We start from the raw sequence: 24,955 nt of genomic DNA, 5'->3' as shown, positions 1-24,955 counted from the left end.
CAGGACATGACCCGAATTGCAACCGTGATCTGTGCGGCTATCGCCGTGGCCGCAGGGGCCTATTGGCTGACAAGCACTCCAACCGGGGTTCCTTCGATTCCGCTGGTGGCCGAAGCCAACGCGCAGGAAGCCGATATCGATACCTCGACCATCGTGGAGATGGTTCAGGGCGACGAGAACGCGCCGGTCGAAATCATCGAATACGCCTCGTACACCTGCCCCCATTGCGCCGCGTTTCACGCGGGGCCCTACAAGGAACTGAAAAAGGACTTCATTGACACTGGTAAGGTCAAGTTCGTCTATCGCGAGGTCTATTTCGACCGGTTCGGCTTGTGGGCTTCGATGATCGCGCGCTGTACCGGGCCGGACAAGTTCTTTGGTATCACCGATCTGATCTTTGACGGCCAATCGGAATGGGCGCGTGCGGGTGGTCCAAGCGAAGTTGTGGACGAGCTGCGCAAGATCGGGCGGCTTGCGGGTATCGAAAACGAACAGCTTGAAGCCTGTCTGCAGGATTCGACCAAGGCGCAAACCCTTGTGGCCTGGTATCAGGAAAACGCCGAGCGTGACGACATCAGCGCAACCCCGAGTTTCGTGGTGAACGGCAAGAAGGTCGAAAACCAGTCCTATGCCGATTTCAAGAAACTGATCGAAGACGAGCTGGGCAACTGATGTCGGCCCCTCTGGCCGGTTTGAAGGTCATCGAACTGGCACGCATTCTGGCTGGCCCCTGGGCGGGCCAGACATTTGCCGATCTGGGCGCGGAGGTAATCAAGGTCGAATCCCCGGCGGGAGACGATACGCGCGCCTGGGGTCCGCCATTCGTAACCCGGGACGAGGATGTTTCGGCGGCCTATTACCACTCGGCAAACCGGGGCAAGGCATCGGTCACGGTGGATTTTTCGACGCCCGAGGGTCAACAGCGCGTGCGCGACCTGGTCGCGGACGCGGATATCCTGATCGAGAACTTCAAGGTTGGCGGGCTGAAGAAATACGGGCTGGACTATGACAGTCTGAAGGAAATCAATCCGCGCCTCATCTACTGCTCTATCACAGGGTTTGGTCAGACCGGGCCTTATGCACATCGCGCAGGGTATGACTTTATCATTCAGGGCATGTCGGGGCTGATGTCGATCACGGGTGAACCCGAAGGCCAACCGCAAAAGGCCGGCGTCGCGATTACGGATGTGTTTACCGGTATCTATGCCGTCGCCGGGGTGCTGGCGGCGCTGCATCAGCGGCAGCGCACAGGCAAGGGACAACAGGTGGACATGGCGCTGCTGGATGTGGCGGTGGCCGTGACCGCCAATCAGGCGCTGAACTATCTGACCACGGGAAAGGCGCCCGAGCGGATGGGCAATGCCCATGTCAATCTGGCGCCATATCAGGTTTTTGACTGCGCCGACGGGCATATCATCATCGCAACCGGTAACGACCGGCAGTATCAGCGGCTTTGCCGGGTTCTGGGGCTTGATGACATGGCCGAAGCGCCCGAGTTTCTGCGCAACAAGGACCGTCTGGCAAATCGCCGGGTGATGATTGCGCGGCTGAACGGGGCAACCGCGCAGCGCGGCAAGGCCGATCTGTTGGCCGCCTGCGAAGCCGAGGGCATACCGGCCGGCCCGATCAACACGCTGGACGAGGTCATGGCAGACCCGCAGGTGATTGCACGCGGCATGCAGATCGAATTGGACGGTGTGCCGGGGGTGCGGTCGCCGTTTGTCTTTTCAGGCGCTGAGCTGGCCCTGACGCGGGCTGCGCCCAAACTGGGCGAGGACAACTGATCAGGGCGACGGCGCCCTGACCAGCATCATGTCGCGCACCATGTCGGCCTGTTCGACTTGCAGGCGAACGGGCAGGGTTATGACCTTGCTGCGAAATGCGGGCGGCAGACGTACGGCGTCTTTTTCGGTGGTGACCATCTGTGCACCCAGCAGTTTCGCTTCGTGTTCCAGCCTGCTCATGAGCGCGGGCGTCAGCGGTTGATGGTCATCCAGCGCTTCGGCCCGTTTCAAGTCGGCCCCCAGCCCACGCAGGGTTCGGAAGAACTTGTCCGGGTGTCCGATTCCGGCAAAGGCAAGAACGGTCGTACCGCTCCAGTCCATGCCGGTTTGCAGCGGCTTCAATTCTCCTGTGGCGTGCGGGATGATGAGCCTTGATCCCCATAGCCGGGCAAATTGCTCCTGCGCTTCGGGTGGCCCGAGCGACAGGACGATATCGGCCCGGCGCAGGCCGGTATCGACGGGTTCGCGCAGGGGACCGGCAGGCAGGCACAGCCCATTGCCGAAACCCCGCGCCGCATCCACGACAATGAAGGAAAGATCCTTGCGCACGGTTGGGTTTTGAAACCCGTCATCCAGAACGATAACGCTGGCACCATCCGCCGCCGCTGCCCGCGCCCCGGCGGCACGATCTTTCGCGACCCAAACTTCGGCAAAGGCGGCCAGCAACAAAGGCTCGTCCCCGACCTGGTCCGCAGTGTGGCGCGAGGGGTCGACCCGAACCGGGCCTTCCAGTGATCCGCCGTGACCACGGGTGACGACATGCGGCTTGTGCCACGCATCGCGCAGCTGTTCGACCACCCAGATGACCGTCGGGGTTTTTCCAGTACCCCCGGCGTTGAGGTTGCCGACGCAGATCACCGGAATGCCGGGGTGATCCCCGTCGCCCGCCGCCAGCCTGCGCGCCGTGGCGCGGGCATATATCCCGCCCAGCGGTTTCAACAGCCGCGCCCGCCAGTCCAGACGGTCGGCGGGTGTGTTCCAGAACTCAGGCGCCCGCATCGCCCACCCTCCGTTTGTCGAGCGTTTCCTGCACCATATCCGTCAACTGGTCCATCAACTGCGCCCCTTCGCTGACGACCTGCCAGCCGGCCAGGGCCATATCGGCCACCTGATCAGGGGCCAGAAGATGCACGACGACCCGGCCAAGTTCGTCGGCGGATCGCACGATGCGCGAGGCCTTGGCATTCGCCAGACGGGCGTAGACGTCCGTGTGGTGCCGGACAAAGGGGCCATGAATGATGCCTGAACCCAACGCCACCGCATCCAACGGGTTTTGCCCTGATGCCCCGTATTCCAGCGAACTGCCCAGAAAGGTCAGCGGTGACACGCGATACCACAGGCCCAGATCCTGAGGGTCGGCGCAAAGAATGACCTGGGTGTTGTCTTCGATCGCATCGCCCGCGTCCCAGTCGGCGCAGCGCAAATCCATGGCTTTCAACCGCGCTTGCAACGGCCCAGCCTCTGCTGCGTCGGCGACGTGCAGGACAAGCACCAGACGGGGCAGCAGACGCAGCGCATGGCGATGAGCGGTCAGAACCGTGATGAATTCCTTGTCCTGAACCCAGGCGGCCAGCCAGATTGGGCGGCTGGACAGCGCGTGATTGGTTTCGATCAGCTCGTCCTCGGGCCATGGAAGCGGGTTCGGGCTGACCTTCAGCGGGGCAGAGATGGATACTTTGGAAAACGGGACGCCAAGCCGACGGATCTGCCGTGCCTTGTCGTCACTGGTGGTGAGGATGGATTGGAAGCAGTTCAGGGTGTGGCGTGGAATTTCCGGTAGCCACCGATGGCGGCGGGGGATCACGACATCCGCGTCCCCTTCCATCAGGATCATGGGAATGTTGCGATCCGCTGCGTCCGCCACAAGGTTGGGTAGCAAACCGCCCCCGACCCACAAACCCATATTGGGGCGCCAATGATCCAGGAATCTGCGCACCGAGTTTGTGTTGTCGGCGGGCAATTGAAACACCGGTGCGATCATGCCGGTCCAGTTTGCCAGGGCAGAACTGTCTGGAACAGTCAGCATCACGGACAGATCGGGTTTTTGATTCAACAGATGGCGACAGAAGTCGTTGACCGGGGCAACGTGGTCTTGGGTTGCCACATGAACCCACAAGACGTCGCCTTTGGGGCGCGGTGGCGCGCCGCCGCTATCGGGTTTCGTGCCGCGCCAGGACAATACCCGATAGGCCTTAAGGCTGAGCGAGCGTGATCGGCTCATGTCGTCCAACCCTCGTCCGGCTCGAGTTTGGCAAGCAGCAGCGAATGCAGCCGTTGCCCGGCCGCGACGACACCGTCAAGCCTGGGGTTAGGGTTGTTGAAACGCAAAGCCTGGCCTTTTTTGTCGGTGCAGGCCCCCTGCGCCTCGCGCAGGATCAGGTCGCCAGCGGCGATGTCCCACTCCCAACTTGGTCTCAGCGTGAGCATTCCGTCGAAACGCCCCTGTCCGACCAACGCCATGCGATAGGCGAGGGACGGCCGGTAGGCCCTCACAAACGTGGGCGCCTCGCCACCGCGCCAATGACGCCCGTTCAGGTTGGGCTTGGCCGCAAGAATTTCTGCCGTTTCCAGATCGCCCGTTCCGGTGGTGCTGATGGTTGCGCCATTCAGCGTAGCACCTTCACCCTCAGCGGCGGCGTAGAGCAGGTCTCGCATCGGCAGATAGATCACTGCCGCAGTCACGACACCATTGCGGGCAATGGCCAGGGAATGCGCCCATGTTTTCGACCCTTCGGCAAAGCTGCGGGTGCCGTCGATCGGGTCGATGATGAACACATGCTCGCGGTGCAGGCGGTCGTCGTTATCCTCGGTCTCTTCGCTCAGCCAGCCATAACCGGGCCGGGCCGAGGGCAGCCGTTGTTCCAGCATGGCGTTGACGGCCAGATCCGCCTCTGTCACCGGTCCGCCGCCTTGCGGCTTGTCCCAGCGCTGGGCGGTATCGCCCGAATACCGGGTGGCAATCCGCCCGGCCTCGAGCGCGGCCTCGACGAGCAGGGACAGGTCAGTTTCCGGCAAGGGTCATCCCTTCGACAAGAAGTGACGGGACCACGCGGGACAGATAGGGGCGTGCGTCATTGGCCGGGATGATCCGCCGCAGCATGTCACGCAGATTTCCCGCAATGGTGCATTCATTGACCGGATACGAGATTTCGCCGTTCTCGACCCAAAAGCCGGATGCGCCCCGGGAATAGTCGCCGGTATTGGGGTTGATGGTCGACCCGATCATCGAGGTCACCAACAGCCCGGTCCCCATGTCGCGCAACAGATCATCGCGGCTTTGGCTGCCTTGTGTCAGACTCAGGTTCCAGTTGCTGGGCGACGGTGGTCCTGATACGCCGCGTACGGCGTTGCCGGTTGCGGGCAAGTCCAGCTTGCGCGCACTGGACAGATCCAGCGTCCATCCAGTCAGAATGCCGTCTTTCACGATCGCACGCTTTGCGGTTGGCAACCCTTCGGCATCAAAGGGGCGCGAGCCCGATATGCGGGGACGGTGTGGGTCTTCGACCAGTGACAACGCGTCGGGCAACACATGTTCGCCCAGACTGTCCTTGAGCCACGAGGCCCCCCGCGCAATGGCCGCGCCGTTGCTGGCCGCCACAAGATGACCGATCAGCGAAGAGGATATGCGCTCGTCGATCAGAACCGGAAATGTTCCCGTTCGGGGCTTTCGCGCACCGTGCAACTGCACTGCGCGCTCTCCCGCGGTTTGTCCGATGTCCCGCGCGGAGCGAAGGTCGGATTGAAAGGTGCGGCTGTCACCGTCATAGTCGCGCTCCATCCCTGTGCCCTCGCCGGAAATCGCGACGCAAGAGATCGAGCGGCTGGATCGTGCATAGCCCCCGGAGAAACCGTTTGTCGCACACAGATGAACGCGATGCACGCCATAGCCCGCCGCCGCATCTGACACTTGTGTCACGCCTTTTACAGCTTTCGCCGCGGCCTCGGCTTCCAGTGCGTCCTGCATCAGCGCCTCGGCGCTGGGTTCGGGCGTGGGGTCAAACAGCTGCAGCGGTTCGACATCCCACGCCTTGATGATCTGATCCGAGCCAGCCAGCCCGGCATAAGGGTCTTCTGGCGCTTCGCGGGCCATGGCAATCGCGCGTTCGGCCATTGTGGCGAGGGTTTCTGGCCGACTGTCGGAGCTGGACACGATGGCCTGTCGCTTACCCAGAAAAACCCTCAGCCCAAGATCGACACCTTCGGACCGCTCGGCCTTTTCCAGCGTCGCGTTACGGGTTTCGACGGAAACCGAGGACCCGTCGATCACAATGGCATCTGCGGCATCCGCGCCCGCCTTGCGGGCCGCATCCAAAAGCGCGTGGCTGATTTCTTCGGGTGTCCGTTTCATATGGCCTCCGTCGTCTATTCTGGACCTAGCCTTGCCCTGTTCGTGCCGCAAGGCCCGATGACCAAAGAATGCTGCATATCGGTGATGAATCGGGTTGCGACCCGATCCGGAAGGGCTTGTGCCAAAGCAAACAAAAAAGGGCCGCCACATCGGCAGCCCTTTGTTTGCGGCGTGAAATTCAGATTACTTGATCCGCTGGCCATTGGCCATCACATGCCCCTGGTCGTTGATCTCGATTTTCGAGTTCAGCGTGTCCGGCGCGTCCCCCGGCACGGCAAACAGACCCATCATCATCCGGGCGCCCATCGCGTCTTCGTCGGATACAAAGCCCATTGAGATCAGCTTGTCGATCAGCGCATTGGCCCCGACCAATTGCAGGTTCGCTTCGCCCGACGGGGCGGGGACACCGTCAAAGGCGTCAAGGTTGGAATTGTCGAACGTGAAATCCCCTGTGCCGGTCAGCTTTGCCCCGACAAGCGAGACAATCAACTCGTTGATCCTGAGCGAGTGCAGCTCGCCCGGAGCCGCATCGGTTGCGTCCAGTGTTTCGGCCACGGCGGGGTCAAGGAAGTTCACCTTGATCTTGGCCGTTCCACTTGTGTCGAGGGCGATGGTTGCCGGATCGCGCGGCAGCGCGCCCGCCGGGTCGAACATGCCCCACAGGATATCCGACATGGTGAAATCGGTCAGGTTCATGGCAAAGGCAAAGGGTTGTTCTTCGTCAGATGCCTGAACCGGAATGTCGAACTTGATCCCGGCACTTGCCATCGCCAGTTCGATCGGGAAGGGCAGGTCCGCGGTTGAGACAGCAATTTTGACGCCTTTCTGAGCGATATCGTACACGATATGTGCGGCATCCATGGCAATTGCGAAATCACCCCCTTCGGATTGGCTGGACATCTCGAACTGCTGGCCATCACCGACGCCTGCGATTTCGCCCGCCCCCGATGTAAAGGTGAATTTGCCGTCAAAGTCGAAGCCGGACTCGACAAGGCTGTTGTAATTGGCGGGATCGAATTCCTTGGGAATCGTTCCTGTGCCCTCAAAGCTCAGGCCGTTCATTGTACCCTTGAACTTGCCCTGGTCTTCGGATTCGGGATCATCAAAGGCGACATCATAGGTCAGGCTGTCGGCTGTCATGCTTTGCGTGAGGTCGCGCATCTCGCCGATTTTCATCTGCGACTTGCCCGCAACATTGACCATGTTCATGGCTGCTGAAAGCGCCTCGGGCGGAAGCGTTTCACCATCGAAGTCAACCGAGGTCAGCGCAACGCCGACACGGTTGGCGGCATAGTCATAAGTTGTGTCTTCGGGCGTGCCGGAAATCACCATGTTCAGATCATCATGCGAATAGGTCAGTTCTGCCCGAAACGTCTCGCCCTCGGATTTTCCGTCGATGACCATCGGAAAAGAGGCGGGGAATCCCGCGGTAACCGTGCCATCGCCATTCTCGGTAAGTGTCATGGACGGAATCGTCATCGAGAACTGGCCGTCTTCCTCGGGCAGTTCCATGGTCATCGCCATGTTGGCGATCGTCATGACGGAACCCGAATTGCTTGTCTCGCCGGTCACTTCATAGCCCATGCCGCCCAGGTAAGCTTGCCAGTCAGCCCAAACGTCGGCTGCGGTCAGGTCGGCCCACGCGCCCTGGGTTGCGACAACATAGGCAAGCACGGCACCGCAGCTGCGGCGATAGAAAGCAGTCATAAGAGAACCCTTCTCGATCAATTTCGCGCGCATCGTCGGGCTTGAGGGCGCGGGCGTCAAGGGGGCAAGGGCTGGACCCTTTCCCCCTTTGCGGGCTACGACTTGCGACAGATGGAATTTAAAGAGGGCATCCTCATGGATATGCAGGGCAAAACCGTTCTGATCACTGGCGCAAGCCGTGGAATTGGCGCCGAAGCGGGGCGCGTATTTGCCGCGGCGGGCGCGAACGTGGTACTGGCTGCGCGGGGCGGGGCGCAGATTTCGGCGTTGGCGGCGGAAATTGGCGAAAAAGCCGTCGCCGTGCCGTGTGACGTCAGCGATTACGCGCAGGTCGAGGCGGCGGTGGCCACCTGCGTGGCTCGGTTCGGCGGGCTGGATGTTCTGATCGGAAATGCCGGCGCGATCGAGCCGATCTCTCATCTGTCGCGGGCAGACCCGGCGACGTGGGGACATGTCATCGACGTCAATCTCAAAGGCGTTTTCTACGGCATGCGCGCCGCGCTGCCGGTAATGCGCGCGGGCGGTGGCGGATCGATCCTTACCATCTCGTCGGGGGCGGCGCACAACCCCATCGAGGCGTGGAGCCACTATTGCGCCTCCAAGGCGGGGGCTACGATGCTGACCGAGTGCCTGCATCTTGAAGAGGGGCACCACGGCATCCGCGCGATGGGCCTTTCGCCGGGAACGGTCGCCACCCAAATGCAGCGCGAAATCAAGGCCAGCGGCATCAACCCGGTCAGTCAATTGGATTGGGAGGCACACATTCCCGCCGACTGGCCCGCGCGGGCGTTGTTGTGGATGTGTTCCGAGGATGCCGACGAATATGTCGGCACCGAGATTTCGCTGCGGGACGAGGGCATCCGCAAGAGGGTTGGTTTGGCATGATCGAACTGACCAAAGAAGGCGGGCTTTGGATCGCGACCATCAACCGCCCCGACAAAGCCAATTCGTTGACCGGGGCGATGCTTGAGGATCTGGCGGTTATTGCCGAGGCCGCCGTGGATGCCAAGGCGCTGATCCTGACCGGGATCGGAAAGGTGTTCAGCGCCGGGGCCGATCTGGACGAGGCGCGGGCCGGGCTTGCAACATCGAACGTGTGGGAGCGACTTTCGGGCGCTATCGCCGCGCTGCCTTGTCTGACCGTGGCCGCGCTAAACGGCACGCTTGCCGGGGGTGCGAATGGTATGGTGCTGGCTTGCGATCTGCGCGTTGCCGTGCCGTCGGCCAAATTCTTTTATCCGGTGATGAAGCTTGGGTTTCTGCCGCAACCTTCCGACCCCAGGCGAATGGCAGCCCTGATCGGCCCGGCGCGGACAAAGCTCATATTCATGGCGGGTCAAAAGATCACCGCAAAAGAGGCTTATACCTTTGGATTGGTGGACCGGGTTGTCGAAGCCGATGCGCTGATGGCAACTGCCCGCGATCTGGTTGCCGACAGCCTTGCCGCGAAACCTGAAATCGCCACGGGTATCGCGGAGATGTGCGGATGAGGATTTCAGCCGTCCGGCTGCGTGTGGCCGACCCAGCGGGACTGGCGCGTTTTTATTCCGATGTTCTGGGCATGGGAACAACCCCCGCGGGCGAAGGCTGGCGCGTCGGGTATGCCGGGCAGGATGCCGATCTTTTGTTGCTTCCCGGTGGCGGTGGATATGTCGCTGACCGGGGACAGAGATACTGGAAAATCGGCATCACCTTGCCCGATGTTGATCTGGCCGTCGCCCATCTGCGGGACCGGGGCGTAGCCGTCAGCGATCCGGTTCAGTTCGTGGATATCGGATATATGTGCCATCTGGCCGATCCGGAGGGGTTCGCAATCGAACTTCTCCAACATGATTTCGAGGGCAACCGACCAGAACGAGCGACGACGCCCGGACATCCGTTTTCCAATGCCGGCATCGGGCAAATTACCTTGCGCACGGGCGATATTCAGGCCGAAGAAAAGGTGTGCAAATCACTCGGCTTGCGCCTGTTGTCACGGCAGGATGTGGCGGCTTTCGGATTTGACCTGCATTTTTACGCCTTTACGGATGAGACACCGCCAGATCCCGACCTCTGGGCTGTCGAGAACCGGGAATGGCTGTGGAAACGACCCTATACGACCTTGGAGTTTCAACATATTCCTCAAGCGCGGTTCGCCCCCGTGCCGGACTATCTGGGATTGGAAATCGAAGGGCTTTGCGAGGTGACCACAGATGCCTTTGGGGATCCGTTGTTGCCCGGTTGACCTTACTCCAGGCGGACGCCCGCATTCTGCATATCCTCGTGAGCGGCGGCAAGTGAGCCGTCCAGGTCGATTGCGCGGCAGGCGTCCAGTTTCACGGTGACGTCGAACCCCAGTTTCGCTGCATCCACGGCCGAGTAATTGACGCAGAAATCAGTGGCCAACCCGACCATCGTCAGGGCGGTGATCCCGCGCGTGCGCAGGTAGCCTTCAAGCCCGGTAGGCGTTGTGTGGTCGTTTTCGAAAAAAGCGGAATAGCTATCGATGGCCGCGCGAAATCCCTTGCGCAGGATCAGATCGGCATCTGTTCTTAGTTCGGGGTGAAACGCGGCGCCGCCGGTGCCCTGAACGCAATGATCGGGCCACAGAACCTGCAGACCATATGGCATCTCTGTCACCTCGAACAGAGTTTTGCCGGAATGTGAGCTGGCGAAGGAGGAATGGCCTGCCGGGTGCCAGTCCTGCGTCAGGATTACCGCATCGAACCGGCTCATCATGGCGTTGATGGGCGCGATGACCTCGTCCCCTTGCGGCACCGCAAGCGCACCGCCGGGGCAGAAATCGTTTTGAACGTCGATCACGAGCAGGGCATGGGTCATGTGCGGGTCTCCGGGTTGTTTATTCAGGGGTAAGCGGCGCCTTGTCCGGCGTCAACGTTCCGAAACGCCTTGCCGGGTGTCGTTCGGCATCTATGCGCCCCATGTGTCGCTGAGGCGATAGCCTGAGGGCCAGGGGTCTTCGGGGTCCAGCATGTGCTGATGGATGCCGGTGATCCAGGCGCGGCCTGAAATCTCGGGAATGATTGCGGGGCGATCGGCAAGTTGCGTGGTGCCGACGATCCTGCCGGTGAAGCGCGAACCAATGATCGACACCGCTTCAAAGGTCTGGCTCTGTGCGATCTGCCCCTTCGCGGCCATCAGCGCCAGTCTTGCCGATACTGCCGTTCCGGTCGGTGACCGATCGACCTTGCCCGGCTGGATGGCAACGGCAGATTTTCCAGTCAGCCCGCTGTCCGTAGTGGAAAGGGGGCCGCAGAAGGCGCAAAAAGAGATGTGATTCCAATCGGGGTTGTCTGGATGCGAGAACCCGAGTTGTTCGTTCGCGGCATTGGTGATGGCCACGCCCAAACGGGCGATGTGCTTGGCTTCGGATTCGATGATCTCGAGCCCCAACGCGGCGGCATCCACCACCACAAAACTGTCGCCGCCATAGGCGGTGTCGACGGTGATCGTTCCCAGTCCCGGAACTTCGAGCGGTACGCCTAACTTGTCGGCAAAGCTGGGGACGTTCTGCACATGGATGCGTTCGGCCTTTCCGTTCCGGCAATCGGCGCGCACCCGGACCAAGCCTCCCGGCGCTTCCAGCACCAGTTCGGTCACGGGTTCCTGCATCGGAATGATGCCGCTGTCCAAAAGCACAGTCGACACGCAGATCGAGTTTGATCCCGACATCGGCGGCGTGTCTTCGGGCTCCATGATGATGAAAGCGGCATCCGCGTCGGCGTGTTTGGGGGGCACCAACAGGTTCACATGTCGAAATACACCACCGCGCGGTTCGTTGAGTACGAAGTTTCGCAGCGTCTGATCTTGCGCGATGAACGATCGTTGCTGCCACAGCGTGTCACCCGGCGGAGGAGTCACGCCACCGACGATGACATCGCCGACTTCGCCTTCGGCATGGGCGGAGATGACGTGAATTGTCTTGCTGCTGCGCATGTGAACTTCCTTTGGGAAACCCGAAGCGGCCCGGGTCTGGCCGGGTCGAAAGTGCCCTGTGCCCGCCGGAGGACGCAATCTTTTTCGGGACCGGGAAACAAAAAAGCCCCGTCCGGATCGGCGGGGCTTTCCTGTGTTTTGCTGATTGCAATCAGTTTGCGCAGCGTTTCTCGGCATCTTCGACGGCGGCTGTGAACCCAAGCAGAGAGAACGTGTCCTTGGTCTGCGTGCCGCGAGCCGAGCGCGCGGTCAGAACCGCCTCGGAGCCGCGTTTCATGGCGGTCACGACCTTAAGGTCTTCGGCCGGGGTGGCGGGCCAGGCCCATTCGCCATCCGTGATCAGCTCGAACTCGGTGCCATCAACAACAAGGTTCACTGTCGATCCCGGTGCAAACGGATAGCCGCCAGTAAAGGTCACCTGCCCCTTTACGTCTTTTTCTGGCCGGAAGAACACGAACAGCAAGATATCGCTGCGTCGTACCGATACGACACGGCCGCCACGGGTGTTCACGGTCTCCTTGGGCGCCGAAACGCTCCAGCATTCTGTTGGGTCGCTTTCCACGAAAACACTCCAGTCGGTCTTGGCGGCGACCCGGTTGGTGCTTTGCGCTTGCTGAGCGATTGCGGTGGTGGCCATTCCGGCCATGCACAGGCCCGCAATTATGCGGACGAGCTTTGATCCCATTTGTCCAGCCTCCTAGCCCGACTTCTACCTCAAGTTATCCGGGCGCGCATGCAGGTCTTTGCGGCCTGTCTCATATTGCGCTGCCCATCATTTGCCGACATACACACACTAACGCAGATTTCGCCATGGGCGAAAGGGCGATTGGCAGAATTTTGCGCAGGAAAATGAGGGACGTCGTGACGCATCCGGTACCGATGACAGAAGTGTGGCGTGGTTCGCTGCTTGAAAGCCTGCATCTGGGGCATGCGGTGATATGCGACGACAGCGGTCAGATCGTGCAAAGCTGGGGTGATCCCGATGCCACGATCTATCCCCGCTCGTCCGCCAAGATGATTCAGGCGTTGCCGTTGGTAACGTCCGGTGCGGCGGCGAAATATGGGTTGGGGCCCGAACATCTGGCATTGGCCTGCGCGTCACATACCGGCGCGGCGATCCATACCGACCGCGTGAACGCATGGCTGGATCATCTGGGGCTGGGCGAGACGGATCTGCGCTGCGGCCCGCAGGAACCGTCGGACATGGCGGCGCGGGACGGTCTGATTCTGGCTGACGATACGCCTTGCCAGATCCACAACAACTGTTCGGGCAAGCATTCGGGATTTCTGACGCTGGCGCAGCACATGGGGGCCGGGCCGGAATACGTGGAAATCGATCATCCGGTACAGCAAGCCTGTTTGGCCGCATTCGAGGAAGTTACGGGCGAGACCAGCCCGGGATACGGGATTGATGGTTGTTCTGCTCCGAACTTTCAGACTTCTCTAAAAGGCTTTGCGCGATCGATGGCGTGGTTTGCGTCGGCCGCTGACCGGTCTGACCGGCAAAGCGATGCTGCTCAACAACTTGTCGGCGCGATGATCAAGCATCCCGAGTTGGTGGCGGGCGAAGGCAAAGCCTGTACCGAACTCATGCGCGCAATGGACGGGCGCGTGGCGATCAAGACCGGGGCCGAAGCGGTTTATGTCGCGATCATTCCGGAAAAAAGGATGGGGGTGGCGGTGAAAATCGCCGATGGCACGACACGGGCCAGTGAATGCGCGATTGCGGCCATTCTGGTTGATCTGGGCGTTCTGGATGCGAACCATCCGGCAACTCGAAAGTACCTGAATGCGACGCAGTACAGCCGCCGGGGTATCGAGTGCGGAGTGATAAAACCGGCCGCCGGGTTCATCTGACGGCCGATCTGGCGGAACTTTACATCTCCATGATCTCGGCCACTTCGACCGAGCCGTTTCCGGTCACCACCATTGGGCAGCCCTTGGCCATTTCCGTTGCCGCGCCGATATCCGCCGCTTTGACGACGGAATAACCCGAAAGCGGATTGGCGCCGCCATCATCCGCGATACCGCCTGAGCTTACGGTCTTGGACATGCCGACGGGTGCGCCGGGAATGACGACCGACTCTCCCATGCCTTCGAACCAGGCCTTCCATGCAGCCATGACTTTTTCGCCTTCTTCCGGCGTGTCCGGGGTCTTGCCCCCGTGATAGGCAAAAATGAATTCCGGCATTGTTTTACCTCCCTTGGTGAAAATCAGTTCAGATTGGCTTCGAGCTTGCGCAGGCAGGATGTCCAGCCCTCTTCGTGGCGTGCGCTGAGCTCGTCGTCGCCGAGTTCGCGATGGTCCAGCACCAGCCGCGATCCGGTCCGAGTTGCTTCAACCGTCAGCATCACGTGGCTTTCATCGCCGCGCTGATCGTTTTCGTCATGCCATCCCCAGGTAAAACCAACCGAGGTCGGAGGATTCACATGGGTGACTTGACCCGAAACCTTGAATTCTTGCCCCTCGCCGTTGACCATCACCGAAAACCAGGGACCGGTGCGGGTGAAATCCAGATTGTGCTTGGGAACGTGCAACCCTTCGGGCCCCCACCATTGCACAAGCTTGGCGCCGTCGCTGATCCAGGCGAACAGGGTTTCCGGGCTGACGGGAAAATCCCGCTTCAATCTCAGGTCGGCCATGTGTTTTCCCTTTCGATTAGTTCGCCCAGACGGTCGAGGCTGGATTCCCAGAATTGCCGTTTCGAAATGGTCCACTCGGCGATGGCACGCAGGCCCTCGGCGCGGACAGAGTACAACCGCTGGGTTCCGTTGACGCGTTGGTTTATCAAACCGGCCTCGCGCAGAACCTTGAGGTGGCGCGAAATGGCAGCACCAGACATGCCTTTGCCTTCGATCAGGTCTCCGGCGGGTTGTTCGCCCAGTTCCATCAATTGCTCGATGATTGCGAATCGGGTCGGGTCGGACAGGGCCGAAAATATGGGAAACAGGTTCGTCATATCCATTATTTAACACAAAAGTTAAATAATGGAAAGGGAATTCAGCCGATGCAGACTCGTGACATTCATTTCACCACAAACTGGTCAGAGGAATAGCCTTGCAGATACAATAAGGCCGTCAGGTCGCAGTGATTGATCCGCACGTCGCATTGCGCGGCGACTGATGGTTTGGCGTGCAGGGCTACACCCGTGCCAGCAAGGCCAAGCATGCCCAGATCATTGGCGCCGTCGCCGACGGCAATTGCATCGGATGTGGCAATGCCCAATTGGGAGGTGATCTCGTGCAGCGCTTGTATCTTGGCTTCGCGCCCCAGAATCGGGCGCTGAACGCCCCCGGTGAGCTTGCCTTGGGCCACAAGCAGGGTATTGGCCCGGTTCTCGTCAAACCCAAGGGTTGCCGCCACGTGCGCTGTAAAGGCGGTGAAGCCGCCAGACACCAGCGCAGCATAAGCCCCGTTCGCGCGCATGGTCGCAACCAGTTCCCGCCCACCCGGCATGAACGTGATCCGCTCGTTCAGAACCTTGGCAATCACGCCTTCATCCAGACCCTCCAGCAAACCGACCCGTTCGATCAGTGCGCCTTCGAAATCCAACTCACCATTCATCGCCCGCGCAGTGATGTCCTTGACGTGATCGCCCACGCCTGCTTCGTCCGCCAGTTCGTCGATGCATTCCTGTTGAATCATCGTGCTGTCCATGTCTGCAAGCAGCATTTTCTTGCGGCGACCTTGTGCTGGCTGGATCACGAGGTCGACGCCAAGGCCCTGCATCTCGGCCCAGATATCCCAGTGATTGACCGGTATGTTGGCCAACTGAAATTCGGCTGCGACGCCGGGATTCAGCCAGACTGCCTCGCCCCCGCCCCATGCATTGCGCAACGACTCGACCAAGACGGCCTCAAGGATCGGGTTCTGAGGATTGGTCAGCAACGTGGCGATATGCATTCGGGATCTCCTGTCTTGGGTAAGCCGCATAGCGCAGGCGCAGAAATTTCACCAGAGAGCAGTTGTAAGCTGGACACCGAAGCCTGTGAGCCAAATGAAATGTGGAGCAATGCCGGAGTTTTGAGTGCAAGAGATTGCAATAAAGTAATTTTTTTGCGGCCGAAAGGCCGGTTGGGTCGGGAGGCCTGACTGCTGTTCGAATTTCAATCAAGAAACGCAAGTTTCCGATCGTAGCCGATACGCGTCGGAAATGAGTTCCAAAGCGGCGATTTCGGCCGCTTTCGCACTTGCCTGCCGCGCTGCGGCGCAATAGCTCTAACCGCGGGACACCCCTCCCCAACGAGGGGCGTATATCTGGAAGGGTAACACCTATGACTATCGCTCAACCGGCAACGCGGCCGGCCAATCCGCGCTTTTCTTCTGGCCCCTGCGCCAAACCCCCCACATTCGATCTGACGAAGCTTGCCGACGCCGCACTGGGCCGGTCGCATCGCGCCGCAATCGGCAAGGACAAGCTGAAAGCTGCCATTGATGGTACTCGCGAGGTTCTCGGTATTCCGGCGGATTACCGCATCGGCATCGTGCCCGCTTCGGATACCGGTGCTGTCGAGATGGCGCTATGGTCGCTGCTGGGCGCTCGCAAGGTCGAAATGCTGGCTTGGGAAAGCTTTGGCTCCGGCTGGGTGACCGATGTGGTCAAGCAGCTCAAGGTCGATGCCGAGGTAAAAACCGCGGATTACGGAAAGATCGTCGATCTGACCTCGGTCGATTTCGCCAATGACGTGGTTTTTACGTGGAACGGCACGACGTCGGGCGTGCGGGTTCCGAATGGCGACTGGATTGCGGATGATCGTCAGGGCCTGACCATCTGCGACGCGACTTCTGCCGCCTTTGCGATGGACCTGCCCTGGGACAAACTGGATGTGACCACTTTCAGCTGGCAAAAGGTTCTGGGCGGCGAAGCGGCACATGGGTTGCTGGTACTTTCTCCGCGCGCTGTCGAACGGCTGGAAAGCTACACGCCTGCATGGCCCCTGCCCAAGATATTTCGACTGACCAAAGGCGGAAAGCTGATCGAAGGCATCTTTACGGGGGCCACGATCAACACGCCGTCAATGCTGGCGGTCGAGGATTATCTGTTCGCGCTGGACTGGGCGCGTTCCGTTGGTGGGCTGCAAGGTTTGATCTCGCGTGCGGACGCCAATGCGAATGCTATCCACGCCTTTTGCGACCGTCATGACTGGATCGCCAATCTGGCCGAAGACCCCGCCACGCGCTCGAATACATCGGTTTGTTTGAAGTTCACCGATGATCGCATCCGGGACGGCGCAGCATTCGCCAAGGCGGTGGCCAAACGGCTTGAGGCCGAGAATATCGCGCTGGATATAGGCGCTTATCGCGACGCGCCTGCGGGCCTGCGCGTGTGGTGCGGCGGTACTGTGGAAACCTCGGATATCGAGGCGATGCTGCCGTGGCTGGAATGGGCGTTCGAGGCCGAGATTGCATCGCAGACCCAAGCTGCTTGAGTTTCATGTGCCGGGCTGTAGCCCGGCCTACCCCATCACTAATGTAAGGCGGGTTTCGGCCCGCTACCCCCTGAAGAATTCAAAGGACCAACTGAAATGGCCCCCAAAGTACTCGTATCCGACAAGCTGAGCGAAACCGCTGTTCAGATCTTCCGCGACCGCGGAATCGACGTGGATTTCTTGCCCGACGTGGGCAAGGACAAGGAAAAACTGGCTGAAATCATCGGCCAATATGACGGCCTCGCCATCCGTTCGGCCACCAAGGTGACCGAAAAGATTTTGGAAAGAGCCGACAAGCTCAAGGTCATTGGTCGCGCCGGGATCGGCACCGACAATGTCGACAAGGATGCCGCGTCCAAGAAAGGTGTGATCGTGATGAACACGCCCTTTGGCAACATGATCACCACCGCCGAACATGCAATCGCGATGATGTTTGCGGTCGCACGTCAGATCCCCGAGGCCAGCGCCTCGACCCATGCGGGCAGGTGGGAAAAGTCCAAGTTCATGGGGATCGAACTGACCAACAAGACGTTGGGTGTCATCGGCGCTGGCAACATAGGCGGCATCGTCTGTGAGCGGGCGCATGGCCTGAAAATGAAAGTGATCGCCTATGATCCCTATCTCGGCGACGAGAAAGCGGACAAGATGGGTGTCGAAAAGGTCGAGCTTGACGAGTTGCTGAAGCGCGCCGATTTCATCACGCTTCACGTGCCGTTGACCGATCAGACGCGCAATATCCTGAGTCGCGAAAACCTGGAAAAAACCAGGAAGGGCGTGCGCATCATCAACTGCGCCCGCGGGGGACTGGTGGACGAAGAGGCGCTGGCTGACCTGCTGAAATCCGGCCATGTCGCCGGGGCAGCATTCGACGTTTTCAGTGTAGAGCCGGCAAAGGACAATGTGTTGTTCAATCTGCCCAACGTTGTTTGCACGCCTCACCTGGGCGCCGCCACGACCGAAGCACAGGAAAACGTGGCATTGCAGGTGGCTGAGCAGATTTCGAACTATCTGCTGACAGGTGCGGTGGAAAATGCCTTGAACATGCCGAGCGTGACGGCGGAAGAAGCCAGGGTCATGGGGCCGTGGATCAAGCTTGCGGGCCATCTGGGCAGTTTTGTCGGCCAGATGACCGATGAACCGATCAAGGCCATCAACATCCTATACGATGGTGTCGCCTCGGAGATGAACCTTGCCGCACTCAACTGTGCGCTGGTCGCGGGGATCATGAAGAAATCGAACCCCGAGGTGAACATGGTCTCGGCCCCGGTCGTGGCTAAAGAGCGCGGGATTCAGATTTCGACGACCAATCAGGACAAGTCCGGGTCATTCGATGGCTACATCAAGGTAACAGTGGTTACCAACAAACGAGAACGTTCGATTGCGGGCACCGTGTTTTCTGATGGCAAGCCCCGGTTCATCCAGATCAAGGGTATCAATATCGATGCCGAGGTCGGCGCGCACATGCTTTATACCACCAACGAGGATGTCCCCGGCATCATCGGTACTTTGGGTGGAACCATGGGCGAGCATGGCGTCAACATCGCCAACTTTACGCTCGGTCGCGCTGCGGCAGGGGGTGAGGCGATTGCCTTGCTTTACGTTGATGAACAGGTTCCGGCCGAGGCGCGGGCCAAGCTGGCCGAAACCGGGTTGTTTACCCAGATCAAGCCGCTGGAGTTCGACGTCGCCTGATACACCAACTGCGGAAACGCCGCCCCACCAGGCGGCGTTTTCACACTCGGCTTCCCACTCTCATACGTGGATCTCTCGCGCTACCCGAGCGGTGCGAATGACGATAAAGCCAAAGCTTGCCATCGCAGCCAACGCAAGAACTGATCCCAACTTGGCCATACCATCGCCTTGCCCGAGAATGGCCAGCGCGATTCCCGGCGCGAGGATCACCAGGGACGCCAATGACAGCGCTAAGTGTAGGCGCGGCAACGGTCCTTGGGCCGCTTCGGGAACCAGGTGGTAATAGAACGCGTAAATCGCGCAACTGACCCATCCCAGCAAGTTCAGATGTCCATGTGCAGGTGACAGGGTGTGATCCTGACTCGCCGCCATGTGAATGCCCCATGCCATCCCGCACAATGCGGCAACAACCGCTATAACCATGAACCAATACGCTATGCCCTTCATGACCCCTCCGTTGGCCTGCCCGTTTCATTCAGGCGGATCCTGCACCGGCTTTTTTGATATGAGAAATTTATTGATACTATTATACATATTAACACCATGAATTTCAGAAGCTTCGATCTGAACCTGCTGCGCGTTCTGGATGCGCTGCTTGAAACCGGATCAACGACCTTGGCCGGAAAGCGTATCGGTTTGTCGCAACCGGCAATTTCGGCTGCTTTGGGGCGACTGCGGCACGCGCTGGGCGACCCGATTTTCATACGCAAGGGCAGAAAGCTGGTACCGACGGACTATGCCAGAAGCCTGAAGGCTCCGTTGAGGGAACTTCTGGAAACCACGGAAACCCTGCTGACCGGCCCAAAGGGGTTCGACCCGAAACTCTCCGACGCCCGGTTCAAGATTTCAGGCAGCGATTTTTATGCCGAAATGCTGCTGCCTCAGTTGGCCGATCATCTGTCCCATCATGCGCCGCGCATGAGAGTGCAATTGGTGGATCTGGTGCCAGACAACTATGTTCATTCGCTGGATCAGTTTGGAGTCGACATTGCGATACTGCCGCGAACCGGATTTCCTGACTGGGTCGGGTCGCGTTTTCTGCACCGTTCGCATTTCGTCGTCATTGCGCGAAAGGGACACCCAAGACTTGCCGCCAGTGGCCTAAGCCCGGGTGATATAATTCCGCTCAAACTGTTTTGTGACTTGCAGCATGTTCTGTTTTCCCCCGAGGGCAACCTGAAGGCATTAGGCGACGCGGCGCTGGAAAAGGTTGGACGGACCCGAAAGGTCGCCATGACCATGCCGGTCTTTTCAGGCGTCTACAACGCGGTATCGCAAAGCGATCTGATTGCGTTGATGCCACATCAACTTGCAGAACGGGTCGCACCGCGTGTCGGACTTGACTTGTATCAGGCGCCTATCGACGTCGAGCCGGTGAACATCATGATGGTTTGGCACAAGCGCACGACCAACACACCCGCGCATGTGTGGTTGCGTGACCAGATTGCAATGCTGATGGCGCGCCTGGATCATTCCCCTTCCTTCTGAGAACCAACTCGTTCAATAAAAGGGAAAATTGCGGAGAACCAATTTGCCACAGCCCATTTATGCAATCGGCGACATTCACGGTCAGCGCACGATGCTTGAGGACGCACTGGCCCGGATCGAGTCGGATGGCGGCGCGAATGCGCGTGTGGTCTTTCTGGGTGACTATACCGACCGGGGCCCGGACAGCCGGGGAGTGCTGGATTTGCTGATCGAAGGCCAGCGGGCTGGCCGGGACTGGATCATGTTGCGGGGCAATCATGACCGGATGTTCTCGCTTTTCATGCAGGACTATCCGGCCAACGATGACCGCTTGCTGGTTGGCCATCACTGGCTGCACGAACGCCTGGGCGGGGTCGAAACGCTGGCCTCTTATGGCGTGCACCTGAGTGAAGACAGCCGAATTTTCCAGATCCATGAGCAGGCGCGCGAGGCGGTTCCCGAAGAACATCTGCGATTTTTGGACGGCTTGGTAAACTATCACCGTGACGGTGATCTGCTGTTCGTTCATGCCGGTATTCGTCCCGGGGTGCCGCTGGAACAGCAAACTGAGGATGACCTGATCTGGATACGGCACGAGTTTCTGGAAGACCTGCGTGAACATCCATGGCTAGTGGTGCACGGTCATACGCCGGCCAAGCATGCAGAACATCGGGGCAACCGTGTCAACCTTGACGCTGGTGCAGGATATGGGCGGCCATTGGCTTGCGCCGTTTTCGAGGGGCGTGAGTGCTGGTTGCTGACGAAACGGGGTCGCCAGGCGCTGAAAGAATTTCCTTTTCGCAGGTGAGTTTCTGTGTCAGCCGCTGGAAAACAGGTCTTTGAAGGTATTCCGTAGAAGGTTTTTCTGAACCTTGCCCATCGTGTTGCGGGGCAATTCATCCATCACGATCAGCTTGCGCGGGTGTTTGAAACGGGCAAGGCTGGACCGCACCGAAGCCATCACGGCCTCCAGGTCGGGATTGGCCCCGGCCTCGGGGACCAGAATGCCCAGTACGGTTTCCCCGAAATCCGGATGCGGAACACCGATCACAGCGCTTTCCAGAATTCCGGGTTGTTCGTCCAGAACCAGTTCGATTTCCTTGGGATAGATGTTGTAGCCGCCCGAGATGATCAGATCCTTGTTGCGCCCCACGATCTGGACATAGCCGGCCTCGTCGATCCGCCCCAGATCGCCGGTGATAAAGAACCCGTCCTCACGCAGCTCGGCGGCGGTCTTCTCGGGCATCTGCCAATAACCCTTGAACACATTCGGCCCGCGAACCTCAATCAGGCCGATTTCACCCTGCGGCAGGATTTCTCCGGTTTCCGGGTTGGTGATTTTCAAGTCTATGCCCGGCAAGGGAAAGCCCACAGTTCCGGCACGACGTTCGCCGTCGTAAGGGTTTGATGTGTTCATGTTCGTTTCGGTCATTCCATAGCGTTCAAGGATACGGTGACCGGTGCGGTCTTCGAATTGCACATGGGTATCGGCAAGCAGCGGGGCAGAGCCGGAAACAAAGAGGCGCATGTGCGATGCCAGTTCGCGGGTGAAACGCGGATCGCCCAGAAGACGGGTGTAAAAGGTCGGCACCCCCATCATCGACGTGGCACGCGGCATCAGGCGCAGGATTTCATCCAGGTCGAATCCGGGCAGAAAGATCATGCTGCCGCCGGTCGCCAACACGATGTTTGTGGCAACGAACAAGCCGTGGGTATGGAATATCGGCAGGGCGTGCAGCAACACGTCATCTGCGGTAAACCGCCATTCCTTCGCCAAAACTTCGGCGTTCGAAAGCAGGTTCTCTTGCGTCAGCATCGCTCCTTTGGATCGGCCTGTCGTGCCCGAGGTATAGAGGAAAGCGGCCAGATCTTCCGCGCTCCTCCTGATCGGAGCAAAGGCCGGAAGCATACCCAGCGCGCGGCGCATCAAGCTGCCAGACCCATCAGCGTTGAGCGTTGCTATTTGCGCGTCCAGCCCTTCGGTGACGGGCTGCAGATCGTCTTCACTGGCGGCGTCGCACACCACCAGTTTCGCGCCGCTGTTTTCAATGAAATAGGTCAGTTCATCGACAGTATATGCAGTATTGAGTGGCAGAAAGATCAACCCGGCCTGAGCGCAGGCGGCATAAAGAGCCAAGGCTTCGGGCGATTTGTGCACCTGCACAGCCACGCGATCACCTGCCTCCAACCCCAGCCCGCAAAGCGCATTTGCGATCCGCGCGGCGGTGTCCAGGAATGAGGAATGGGTGATCACCGTGTCATCGGGCAGATACAGGAAAGGTGTCTGTTTGCCGATGTGTTTTCCGAACAGACGATCATAAAGCGGGTTGGGCATGGGCGCATCCTTTCCTGAACCGAAGCGGCGCATGTGGTGTTCTGGAAAGTGTCTTGGTTTGGCCGAATGGTAAAGAGTGCGCAGCGGCGCAGGTCAGATTTGCGTTGTCATCCGGTATCCGGCCGCGAAATAGAACTTGGCAAAGGTGACTGGGCGCCCTTGCAGCCACGTGATCCTCTCGGCGGTGAAAACCGGCTCTCCTTCGGGAACATCCAGAAACCCGGCCAGAGTGGCGTCTGCACGGCTGGCCAGAAAGGTCAGCTCGACGTTGGTGAAGGGCACGGTCTGCACCAGCCAGTCATTTGGTCCGACGACGGAAAAATCGGCTGTTTCGACTTCTGGCACGCTGTCGACGACGATCCACCGATCCTCGTACTGGAATGGCGTGTTGTTCGAATAGTGCATGCATCGTACATGCATCACCTTTTGCCCTGCCTCCAGCCGCAGTCGCGCGCCCAGCCATTCAGGCGCGCCATTCAATTCGGCCGAAACCAGGGCATAGCGATAGGTGCCGCCCATTGCTTCGACTTCGTCCCGAACCAGCGGTATCGTGAAGCGGGCCTGCCGTTGCGGGGAACTGAGAACCCGGGTGCCAGCCTTGCGGCGCCGCTCCAGAAACCCTTCGTCCGCCAATTCCCGCAAGGCGCGGTTCACTGTCGTTCGGGTACAGGAGAACTCGATCGCCAGATCCTGTTCGTTGGGCAACAGAGAGTCTGGCCGCCACTCACCCGAACGGATGCGGTCCAGAACGATCCGCTTGATGTCGCGATAGCTGGTTGTTTCCGTGTTCTGGTTCATTGGCGGGGACCGTTGGTGTGTTTGAAACGTTTAGACATCGCGCAGCAGGTCGGCAATGGCCTTGCGATACCGCGAGGTGATCGCGTCTCGTTCCACGTGCCTTCCGTTCCGAACCCTGTGCCGGCCGGCAGACCACAGATCTGTCACCACTGTGTCGGATGCCGCGAAACACAGCCCGTCCAGCAGTTGCCATTCCTCCAGCGCACACAGGGTCGGGTGTTCGCGGTTGATTGCAACCACATCGGCAAGCCTGCCGACAGCGATCTCACCGGCGTCCCGGCCAAGGGCCTGTGCGCCGCCCAGTGCGGCCCCGGTATATAGAGTATGACCGACCGAACCTTCGCCGGGAACAAGCACGGTTCGCGCCATGTCGCGCAAGCGCTGCGAATACTCCAGCGTGCGGAGTTCTTCGACTAGCGAAATCCTTATGTTAGAGTCTGATCCGACGCCAAACGCGCCGTTGTTTTCGACATAGACGGCGCCATTGAAAATGCCATCGCCCAGATTGGCTTCGGTAATCGGGCACAGCCCGGCAACCGCGCCGGATTGCGCCAGACCGGCGGTTTCGGCATCAGTCATGTGGGTTGCGTGGATCAGGCACCAGCGGCGATCCACATCTACGTTTTCCAACAGCCATTCGACCGGCCGTTGGCCGAGCTTTGCCTGGATGTCGGCGACTTCCTTGAGCTGTTCCGAAATATGAATGTGGATCGGCCCGCAGGGCACTTGCGCCAGAATCTCGGACAAATCGGCAGGCGAAGTGGCCCGCATGGAATGCGGCGCGATGCCGACCTGGGTGTCAGGGGGCATCCCACCGATTGCCCTGCATTCGTCGACAAGTCTCAGAAACCGATCCACGTCATTGCCAAACCGCAACTGACCTCCGGCAAGGCTTTCCTGATTGACACCGCCATAGGTGTAGAGCACCGGCAGATGGGTCAGGCCGATCCCGGTCTGGGCCGCAGCGGCAAAGATGCGTTGACTCAGTTCGGAGAGGTGATCATAGGTCTGTCCCCCCGGCTGGTGATGGACATAGTGGAACTCACCGACCGAAGCATACCCGGCTTCCTGCATCTCCATGAAAACAAGCGCGGCGATGGCTTCGACCTGCTCGGGAGTCAACCGGTCCAGAAAGCGATACATCAGCGTGCGCCACGTCCAGAAGCTTTCTTTGCCCGCCGCGCGCACCTCGGTCATACCCGCCATGGCGCGTTGAAAGGCGTGGCTGTGCAGGTTGGCCAATGACGGAAGCAGGGTATCCACCTGCAGGTCATCCGGGGCCGGAGCGACATCGGATTCGATGACGGCAATCCGGCCATCTGCAATCGTCACCCTTAGATCACTTGCCCAATCAGAGCCTAACAAGGCGGTTTTTGCATGGATTTTCATCAGACGCTCTTTTGTGTAGACTTTAATTTTATATACGTATACGAAAAAACAACTCGAAAGGGGAGCCCC

At 59.7% G+C, this 24,955-nt stretch carries 26 protein-coding genes; 10 read left to right on the top strand and 16 right to left on the bottom strand.

The window, feature by feature from the left end:
• Positions 1 to 6 precede the first annotated feature (6 nt).
• Together ACR0LZ_RS06145 and ACR0LZ_RS06140 are read left to right on the top strand one after the other, a co-directional pair.
• Positions 7 to 672 (top strand): DsbA family protein, encoded by a 666-nt coding sequence (locus tag ACR0LZ_RS06145; RefSeq protein ID WP_480748899.1) that lies wholly within the window; start codon positions 7 to 9, stop codon positions 670 to 672.
• Positions 672 to 1,784, top strand: coding sequence for a CaiB/BaiF CoA transferase family protein (locus ACR0LZ_RS06140; RefSeq protein ID WP_480748898.1), 1,113 nt, complete (start codon positions 672 to 674; stop codon positions 1,782 to 1,784). Before ACR0LZ_RS06145 ends, ACR0LZ_RS06140 begins: the two co-directional genes overlap by 1 nt.
• On the opposite strand, the gene lpxK is transcribed toward ACR0LZ_RS06140, so the two are convergent.
• The 5 genes from lpxK to ACR0LZ_RS06115 form a co-directional block, all read right to left on the bottom strand.
• Positions 1,785 to 2,783, bottom strand: a complete 999-nt coding sequence (gene lpxK / locus ACR0LZ_RS06135; RefSeq protein ID WP_480748897.1) for a tetraacyldisaccharide 4'-kinase — start codon at positions 2,781 to 2,783, stop codon at positions 1,785 to 1,787.
• The gene (locus tag ACR0LZ_RS06130) at positions 2,770 to 4,005 is read right to left on the bottom strand and encodes a 3-deoxy-D-manno-octulosonic acid transferase (protein WP_480748896.1); all 1,236 of its coding nucleotides are present in this window, start codon (positions 4,003 to 4,005) and stop codon (positions 2,770 to 2,772) included. Before ACR0LZ_RS06130 ends, lpxK begins: the two co-directional genes overlap by 14 nt.
• Positions 4,002 to 4,799, bottom strand: coding sequence for a 3'(2'),5'-bisphosphate nucleotidase CysQ (locus tag ACR0LZ_RS06125; protein ID WP_480748895.1), 798 nt, complete (start codon positions 4,797 to 4,799; stop codon positions 4,002 to 4,004). Before ACR0LZ_RS06125 ends, ACR0LZ_RS06130 begins: the two co-directional genes overlap by 4 nt.
• A complete protein-coding gene (locus tag ACR0LZ_RS06120; protein ID WP_480748894.1) occupies positions 4,786 to 6,132 on the bottom strand; it encodes a TldD/PmbA family protein in 1,347 nt (448 codons plus the stop codon). Before ACR0LZ_RS06120 ends, ACR0LZ_RS06125 begins: the two co-directional genes overlap by 14 nt.
• A 183-nt stretch (positions 6,133 to 6,315) precedes the next feature.
• Positions 6,316 to 7,839, bottom strand: a complete 1,524-nt coding sequence (locus ACR0LZ_RS06115; RefSeq protein WP_480748893.1) for a DUF2125 domain-containing protein — start codon at positions 7,837 to 7,839, stop codon at positions 6,316 to 6,318.
• Positions 7,840 to 7,974: 135 nt separating this feature from the next.
• Here ACR0LZ_RS06115 and ACR0LZ_RS06110 point away from each other — a divergent pair, with 135 nt between their 5' ends.
• From ACR0LZ_RS06110 to ACR0LZ_RS06100, 3 genes are read left to right on the top strand one after another with little or no spacing between them, the layout of a single operon-like run.
• The gene (locus tag ACR0LZ_RS06110) at positions 7,975 to 8,724 is read left to right on the top strand and encodes an SDR family oxidoreductase (RefSeq protein ID WP_480749068.1); all 750 of its coding nucleotides are present in this window, start codon (positions 7,975 to 7,977) and stop codon (positions 8,722 to 8,724) included.
• A complete protein-coding gene (locus tag ACR0LZ_RS06105; RefSeq protein ID WP_480748892.1) occupies positions 8,721 to 9,329 on the top strand; it encodes an enoyl-CoA hydratase/isomerase family protein in 609 nt (202 codons plus the stop codon). Before ACR0LZ_RS06110 ends, ACR0LZ_RS06105 begins: the two co-directional genes overlap by 4 nt.
• Positions 9,326 to 10,063: a VOC family protein gene (locus ACR0LZ_RS06100; protein WP_480748891.1), complete on the top strand. Its 738-nt coding sequence runs from the start codon at positions 9,326 to 9,328 to the stop codon at positions 10,061 to 10,063. The genes ACR0LZ_RS06105 and ACR0LZ_RS06100 overlap by 4 nt, the downstream gene beginning before the upstream one ends.
• A 2-nt stretch (positions 10,064 to 10,065) precedes the next feature.
• Here ACR0LZ_RS06100 and pncA read toward each other — a convergent pair whose 3' ends face one another.
• The 3 genes from pncA to ACR0LZ_RS06085 all read right to left on the bottom strand — a co-directional run bounded on the left by pncA (position 10,066) and on the right by ACR0LZ_RS06085 (position 12,460).
• Entirely contained in the window at positions 10,066 to 10,659 is a 594-nt protein-coding gene (gene pncA / locus ACR0LZ_RS06095) for a bifunctional nicotinamidase/pyrazinamidase (protein ID WP_480748890.1), read from the bottom strand.
• 90 nt (positions 10,660 to 10,749) lie between these two features.
• Complete coding sequence (locus ACR0LZ_RS06090; protein ID WP_480748889.1) at positions 10,750 to 11,775, bottom strand: trans-3-hydroxy-L-proline dehydratase; 1,026 nt, start codon at positions 11,773 to 11,775, stop codon at positions 10,750 to 10,752.
• Between the two features lie 151 nt (positions 11,776 to 11,926).
• Entirely contained in the window at positions 11,927 to 12,460 is a 534-nt protein-coding gene (locus tag ACR0LZ_RS06085) for an invasion associated locus B family protein (RefSeq protein WP_480748888.1), read from the bottom strand.
• A gap of 176 nt (positions 12,461 to 12,636) precedes the next feature.
• Between ACR0LZ_RS06085 and ACR0LZ_RS06080 the strand changes: the two genes are divergently transcribed.
• Complete coding sequence (locus ACR0LZ_RS06080; protein WP_480748887.1) at positions 12,637 to 13,632, top strand: asparaginase; 996 nt, start codon at positions 12,637 to 12,639, stop codon at positions 13,630 to 13,632.
• A 19-nt stretch (positions 13,633 to 13,651) separates the two neighbouring features.
• Here the strand turns inward: ACR0LZ_RS06080 and ACR0LZ_RS06075 are convergent, their stop codons facing one another.
• From ACR0LZ_RS06075 to serB, 4 genes are all read right to left on the bottom strand, one after another.
• Complete coding sequence (locus ACR0LZ_RS06075) at positions 13,652 to 13,966, bottom strand: YciI family protein (RefSeq protein ID WP_480748886.1); 315 nt, start codon at positions 13,964 to 13,966, stop codon at positions 13,652 to 13,654.
• A 23-nt stretch (positions 13,967 to 13,989) separates the two neighbouring features.
• A complete protein-coding gene (locus ACR0LZ_RS06070) occupies positions 13,990 to 14,418 on the bottom strand; it encodes an SRPBCC family protein (RefSeq protein ID WP_480748885.1) in 429 nt (142 codons plus the stop codon).
• Positions 14,406 to 14,735, bottom strand: coding sequence for an ArsR/SmtB family transcription factor (locus tag ACR0LZ_RS06065; RefSeq protein WP_480748884.1), 330 nt, complete (start codon positions 14,733 to 14,735; stop codon positions 14,406 to 14,408). Before ACR0LZ_RS06065 ends, ACR0LZ_RS06070 begins: the two co-directional genes overlap by 13 nt.
• 65 nt (positions 14,736 to 14,800) lie before the next feature.
• Positions 14,801 to 15,679 (bottom strand): phosphoserine phosphatase SerB, encoded by an 879-nt coding sequence (serB, locus tag ACR0LZ_RS06060; protein ID WP_480748883.1) that lies wholly within the window; start codon positions 15,677 to 15,679, stop codon positions 14,801 to 14,803.
• 371 nt (positions 15,680 to 16,050) lie between these two features.
• On the opposite strand from serB, the gene ACR0LZ_RS06055 reads away from it, so the two are divergent.
• Both ACR0LZ_RS06055 and serA read left to right on the top strand, forming a co-directional pair.
• Complete coding sequence (locus tag ACR0LZ_RS06055; protein WP_480748882.1) at positions 16,051 to 17,205, top strand: phosphoserine transaminase; 1,155 nt, start codon at positions 16,051 to 16,053, stop codon at positions 17,203 to 17,205.
• A gap of 96 nt (positions 17,206 to 17,301) precedes the next feature.
• On the top strand, positions 17,302 to 18,897 hold the full coding sequence (gene serA / locus ACR0LZ_RS06050) for a phosphoglycerate dehydrogenase (protein ID WP_480748881.1): 1,596 nt from the start codon (positions 17,302 to 17,304) through the stop codon (positions 18,895 to 18,897).
• 60 nt (positions 18,898 to 18,957) lie between these two features.
• On the opposite strand, the gene ACR0LZ_RS06045 is transcribed toward serA, so the two are convergent.
• Positions 18,958 to 19,344: a hypothetical protein gene (locus ACR0LZ_RS06045; protein WP_480748880.1), complete on the bottom strand. Its 387-nt coding sequence runs from the start codon at positions 19,342 to 19,344 to the stop codon at positions 18,958 to 18,960.
• Positions 19,345 to 19,440: 96 nt separating this feature from the next.
• On the opposite strand from ACR0LZ_RS06045, the gene ACR0LZ_RS06040 reads away from it, so the two are divergent.
• Both ACR0LZ_RS06040 and ACR0LZ_RS06035 read left to right on the top strand, forming a co-directional pair.
• Complete coding sequence (locus tag ACR0LZ_RS06040; RefSeq protein WP_480748879.1) at positions 19,441 to 20,385, top strand: LysR family transcriptional regulator; 945 nt, start codon at positions 19,441 to 19,443, stop codon at positions 20,383 to 20,385.
• Between the two features lie 43 nt (positions 20,386 to 20,428).
• Positions 20,429 to 21,172: a metallophosphoesterase family protein gene (locus ACR0LZ_RS06035; protein WP_480748878.1), complete on the top strand. Its 744-nt coding sequence runs from the start codon at positions 20,429 to 20,431 to the stop codon at positions 21,170 to 21,172.
• A gap of 9 nt (positions 21,173 to 21,181) precedes the next feature.
• Here the strand turns inward: ACR0LZ_RS06035 and ACR0LZ_RS06030 are convergent, their stop codons facing one another.
• From ACR0LZ_RS06030 to ACR0LZ_RS06020, 3 genes are all read right to left on the bottom strand, one after another.
• The gene (locus ACR0LZ_RS06030) at positions 21,182 to 22,699 is read right to left on the bottom strand and encodes a malonate--CoA ligase (protein WP_480748877.1); all 1,518 of its coding nucleotides are present in this window, start codon (positions 22,697 to 22,699) and stop codon (positions 21,182 to 21,184) included.
• Between the two features lie 93 nt (positions 22,700 to 22,792).
• Complete coding sequence (locus ACR0LZ_RS06025) at positions 22,793 to 23,497, bottom strand: GntR family transcriptional regulator (RefSeq protein WP_480748876.1); 705 nt, start codon at positions 23,495 to 23,497, stop codon at positions 22,793 to 22,795.
• A 30-nt stretch (positions 23,498 to 23,527) separates the two neighbouring features.
• A complete protein-coding gene (locus ACR0LZ_RS06020) occupies positions 23,528 to 24,886 on the bottom strand; it encodes a formimidoylglutamate deiminase (protein WP_480748875.1) in 1,359 nt (452 codons plus the stop codon).
• Between the last annotated feature and the right edge of the window lie 69 nt (positions 24,887 to 24,955).

The organism is Ruegeria sp. CI1 (genome assembly GCF_056536925.1).
Note: the sequence above shows the minus strand (reverse complement) of the source record. Positions and strands in the feature narration are given on the sequence as shown.

What these genes read in the sequence shown, in the direction of transcription:
- ACR0LZ_RS06145 (WP_480748899.1), top strand. Translation starts at nt 7, where the DNA reads ATGACCCGAATTGCAACCGTGATCTGTGCGGCTATCGCCGTGGCCGCA.
- ACR0LZ_RS06140 (WP_480748898.1), top strand. Translation starts at nt 672, where the DNA reads ATGTCGGCCCCTCTGGCCGGTTTGAAGGTCATCGAACTGGCACGCATT.
- lpxK (WP_480748897.1), bottom strand. Translation starts at nt 2,783, where the DNA reads ATGCGGGCGCCTGAGTTCTGGAACACACCCGCCGACCGTCTGGACTGG.
- ACR0LZ_RS06130 (WP_480748896.1), bottom strand. Translation starts at nt 4,005, where the DNA reads ATGAGCCGATCACGCTCGCTCAGCCTTAAGGCCTATCGGGTATTGTCC.
- ACR0LZ_RS06120 (WP_480748894.1), bottom strand. Translation starts at nt 6,132, where the DNA reads ATGAAACGGACACCCGAAGAAATCAGCCACGCGCTTTTGGATGCGGCC.
- ACR0LZ_RS06115 (WP_480748893.1), bottom strand. Translation starts at nt 7,839, where the DNA reads ATGACTGCTTTCTATCGCCGCAGCTGCGGTGCCGTGCTTGCCTATGTT.
- ACR0LZ_RS06110 (WP_480749068.1), top strand. Translation starts at nt 7,975, where the DNA reads ATGGATATGCAGGGCAAAACCGTTCTGATCACTGGCGCAAGCCGTGGA.
- ACR0LZ_RS06105 (WP_480748892.1), top strand. Translation starts at nt 8,721, where the DNA reads ATGATCGAACTGACCAAAGAAGGCGGGCTTTGGATCGCGACCATCAAC.
- ACR0LZ_RS06100 (WP_480748891.1), top strand. Translation starts at nt 9,326, where the DNA reads ATGAGGATTTCAGCCGTCCGGCTGCGTGTGGCCGACCCAGCGGGACTG.
- pncA (WP_480748890.1), bottom strand. Translation starts at nt 10,659, where the DNA reads ATGACCCATGCCCTGCTCGTGATCGACGTTCAAAACGATTTCTGCCCC.
- ACR0LZ_RS06090 (WP_480748889.1), bottom strand. Translation starts at nt 11,775, where the DNA reads ATGCGCAGCAGCAAGACAATTCACGTCATCTCCGCCCATGCCGAAGGC.
- ACR0LZ_RS06085 (WP_480748888.1), bottom strand. Translation starts at nt 12,460, where the DNA reads ATGGGATCAAAGCTCGTCCGCATAATTGCGGGCCTGTGCATGGCCGGA.
- ACR0LZ_RS06075 (WP_480748886.1), bottom strand. Translation starts at nt 13,966, where the DNA reads ATGCCGGAATTCATTTTTGCCTATCACGGGGGCAAGACCCCGGACACG.
- ACR0LZ_RS06070 (WP_480748885.1), bottom strand. Translation starts at nt 14,418, where the DNA reads ATGGCCGACCTGAGATTGAAGCGGGATTTTCCCGTCAGCCCGGAAACC.
- ACR0LZ_RS06065 (WP_480748884.1), bottom strand. Translation starts at nt 14,735, where the DNA reads ATGACGAACCTGTTTCCCATATTTTCGGCCCTGTCCGACCCGACCCGA.
- serB (WP_480748883.1), bottom strand. Translation starts at nt 15,679, where the DNA reads ATGCATATCGCCACGTTGCTGACCAATCCTCAGAACCCGATCCTTGAG.
- ACR0LZ_RS06055 (WP_480748882.1), top strand. Translation starts at nt 16,051, where the DNA reads ATGACTATCGCTCAACCGGCAACGCGGCCGGCCAATCCGCGCTTTTCT.
- serA (WP_480748881.1), top strand. Translation starts at nt 17,302, where the DNA reads ATGGCCCCCAAAGTACTCGTATCCGACAAGCTGAGCGAAACCGCTGTT.
- ACR0LZ_RS06045 (WP_480748880.1), bottom strand. Translation starts at nt 19,344, where the DNA reads ATGAAGGGCATAGCGTATTGGTTCATGGTTATAGCGGTTGTTGCCGCA.
- ACR0LZ_RS06040 (WP_480748879.1), top strand. Translation starts at nt 19,441, where the DNA reads ATGAATTTCAGAAGCTTCGATCTGAACCTGCTGCGCGTTCTGGATGCG.
- ACR0LZ_RS06030 (WP_480748877.1), bottom strand. Translation starts at nt 22,699, where the DNA reads ATGCCCAACCCGCTTTATGATCGTCTGTTCGGAAAACACATCGGCAAA.
- ACR0LZ_RS06025 (WP_480748876.1), bottom strand. Translation starts at nt 23,497, where the DNA reads ATGAACCAGAACACGGAAACAACCAGCTATCGCGACATCAAGCGGATC.
- ACR0LZ_RS06020 (WP_480748875.1), bottom strand. Translation starts at nt 24,886, where the DNA reads ATGAAAATCCATGCAAAAACCGCCTTGTTAGGCTCTGATTGGGCAAGT.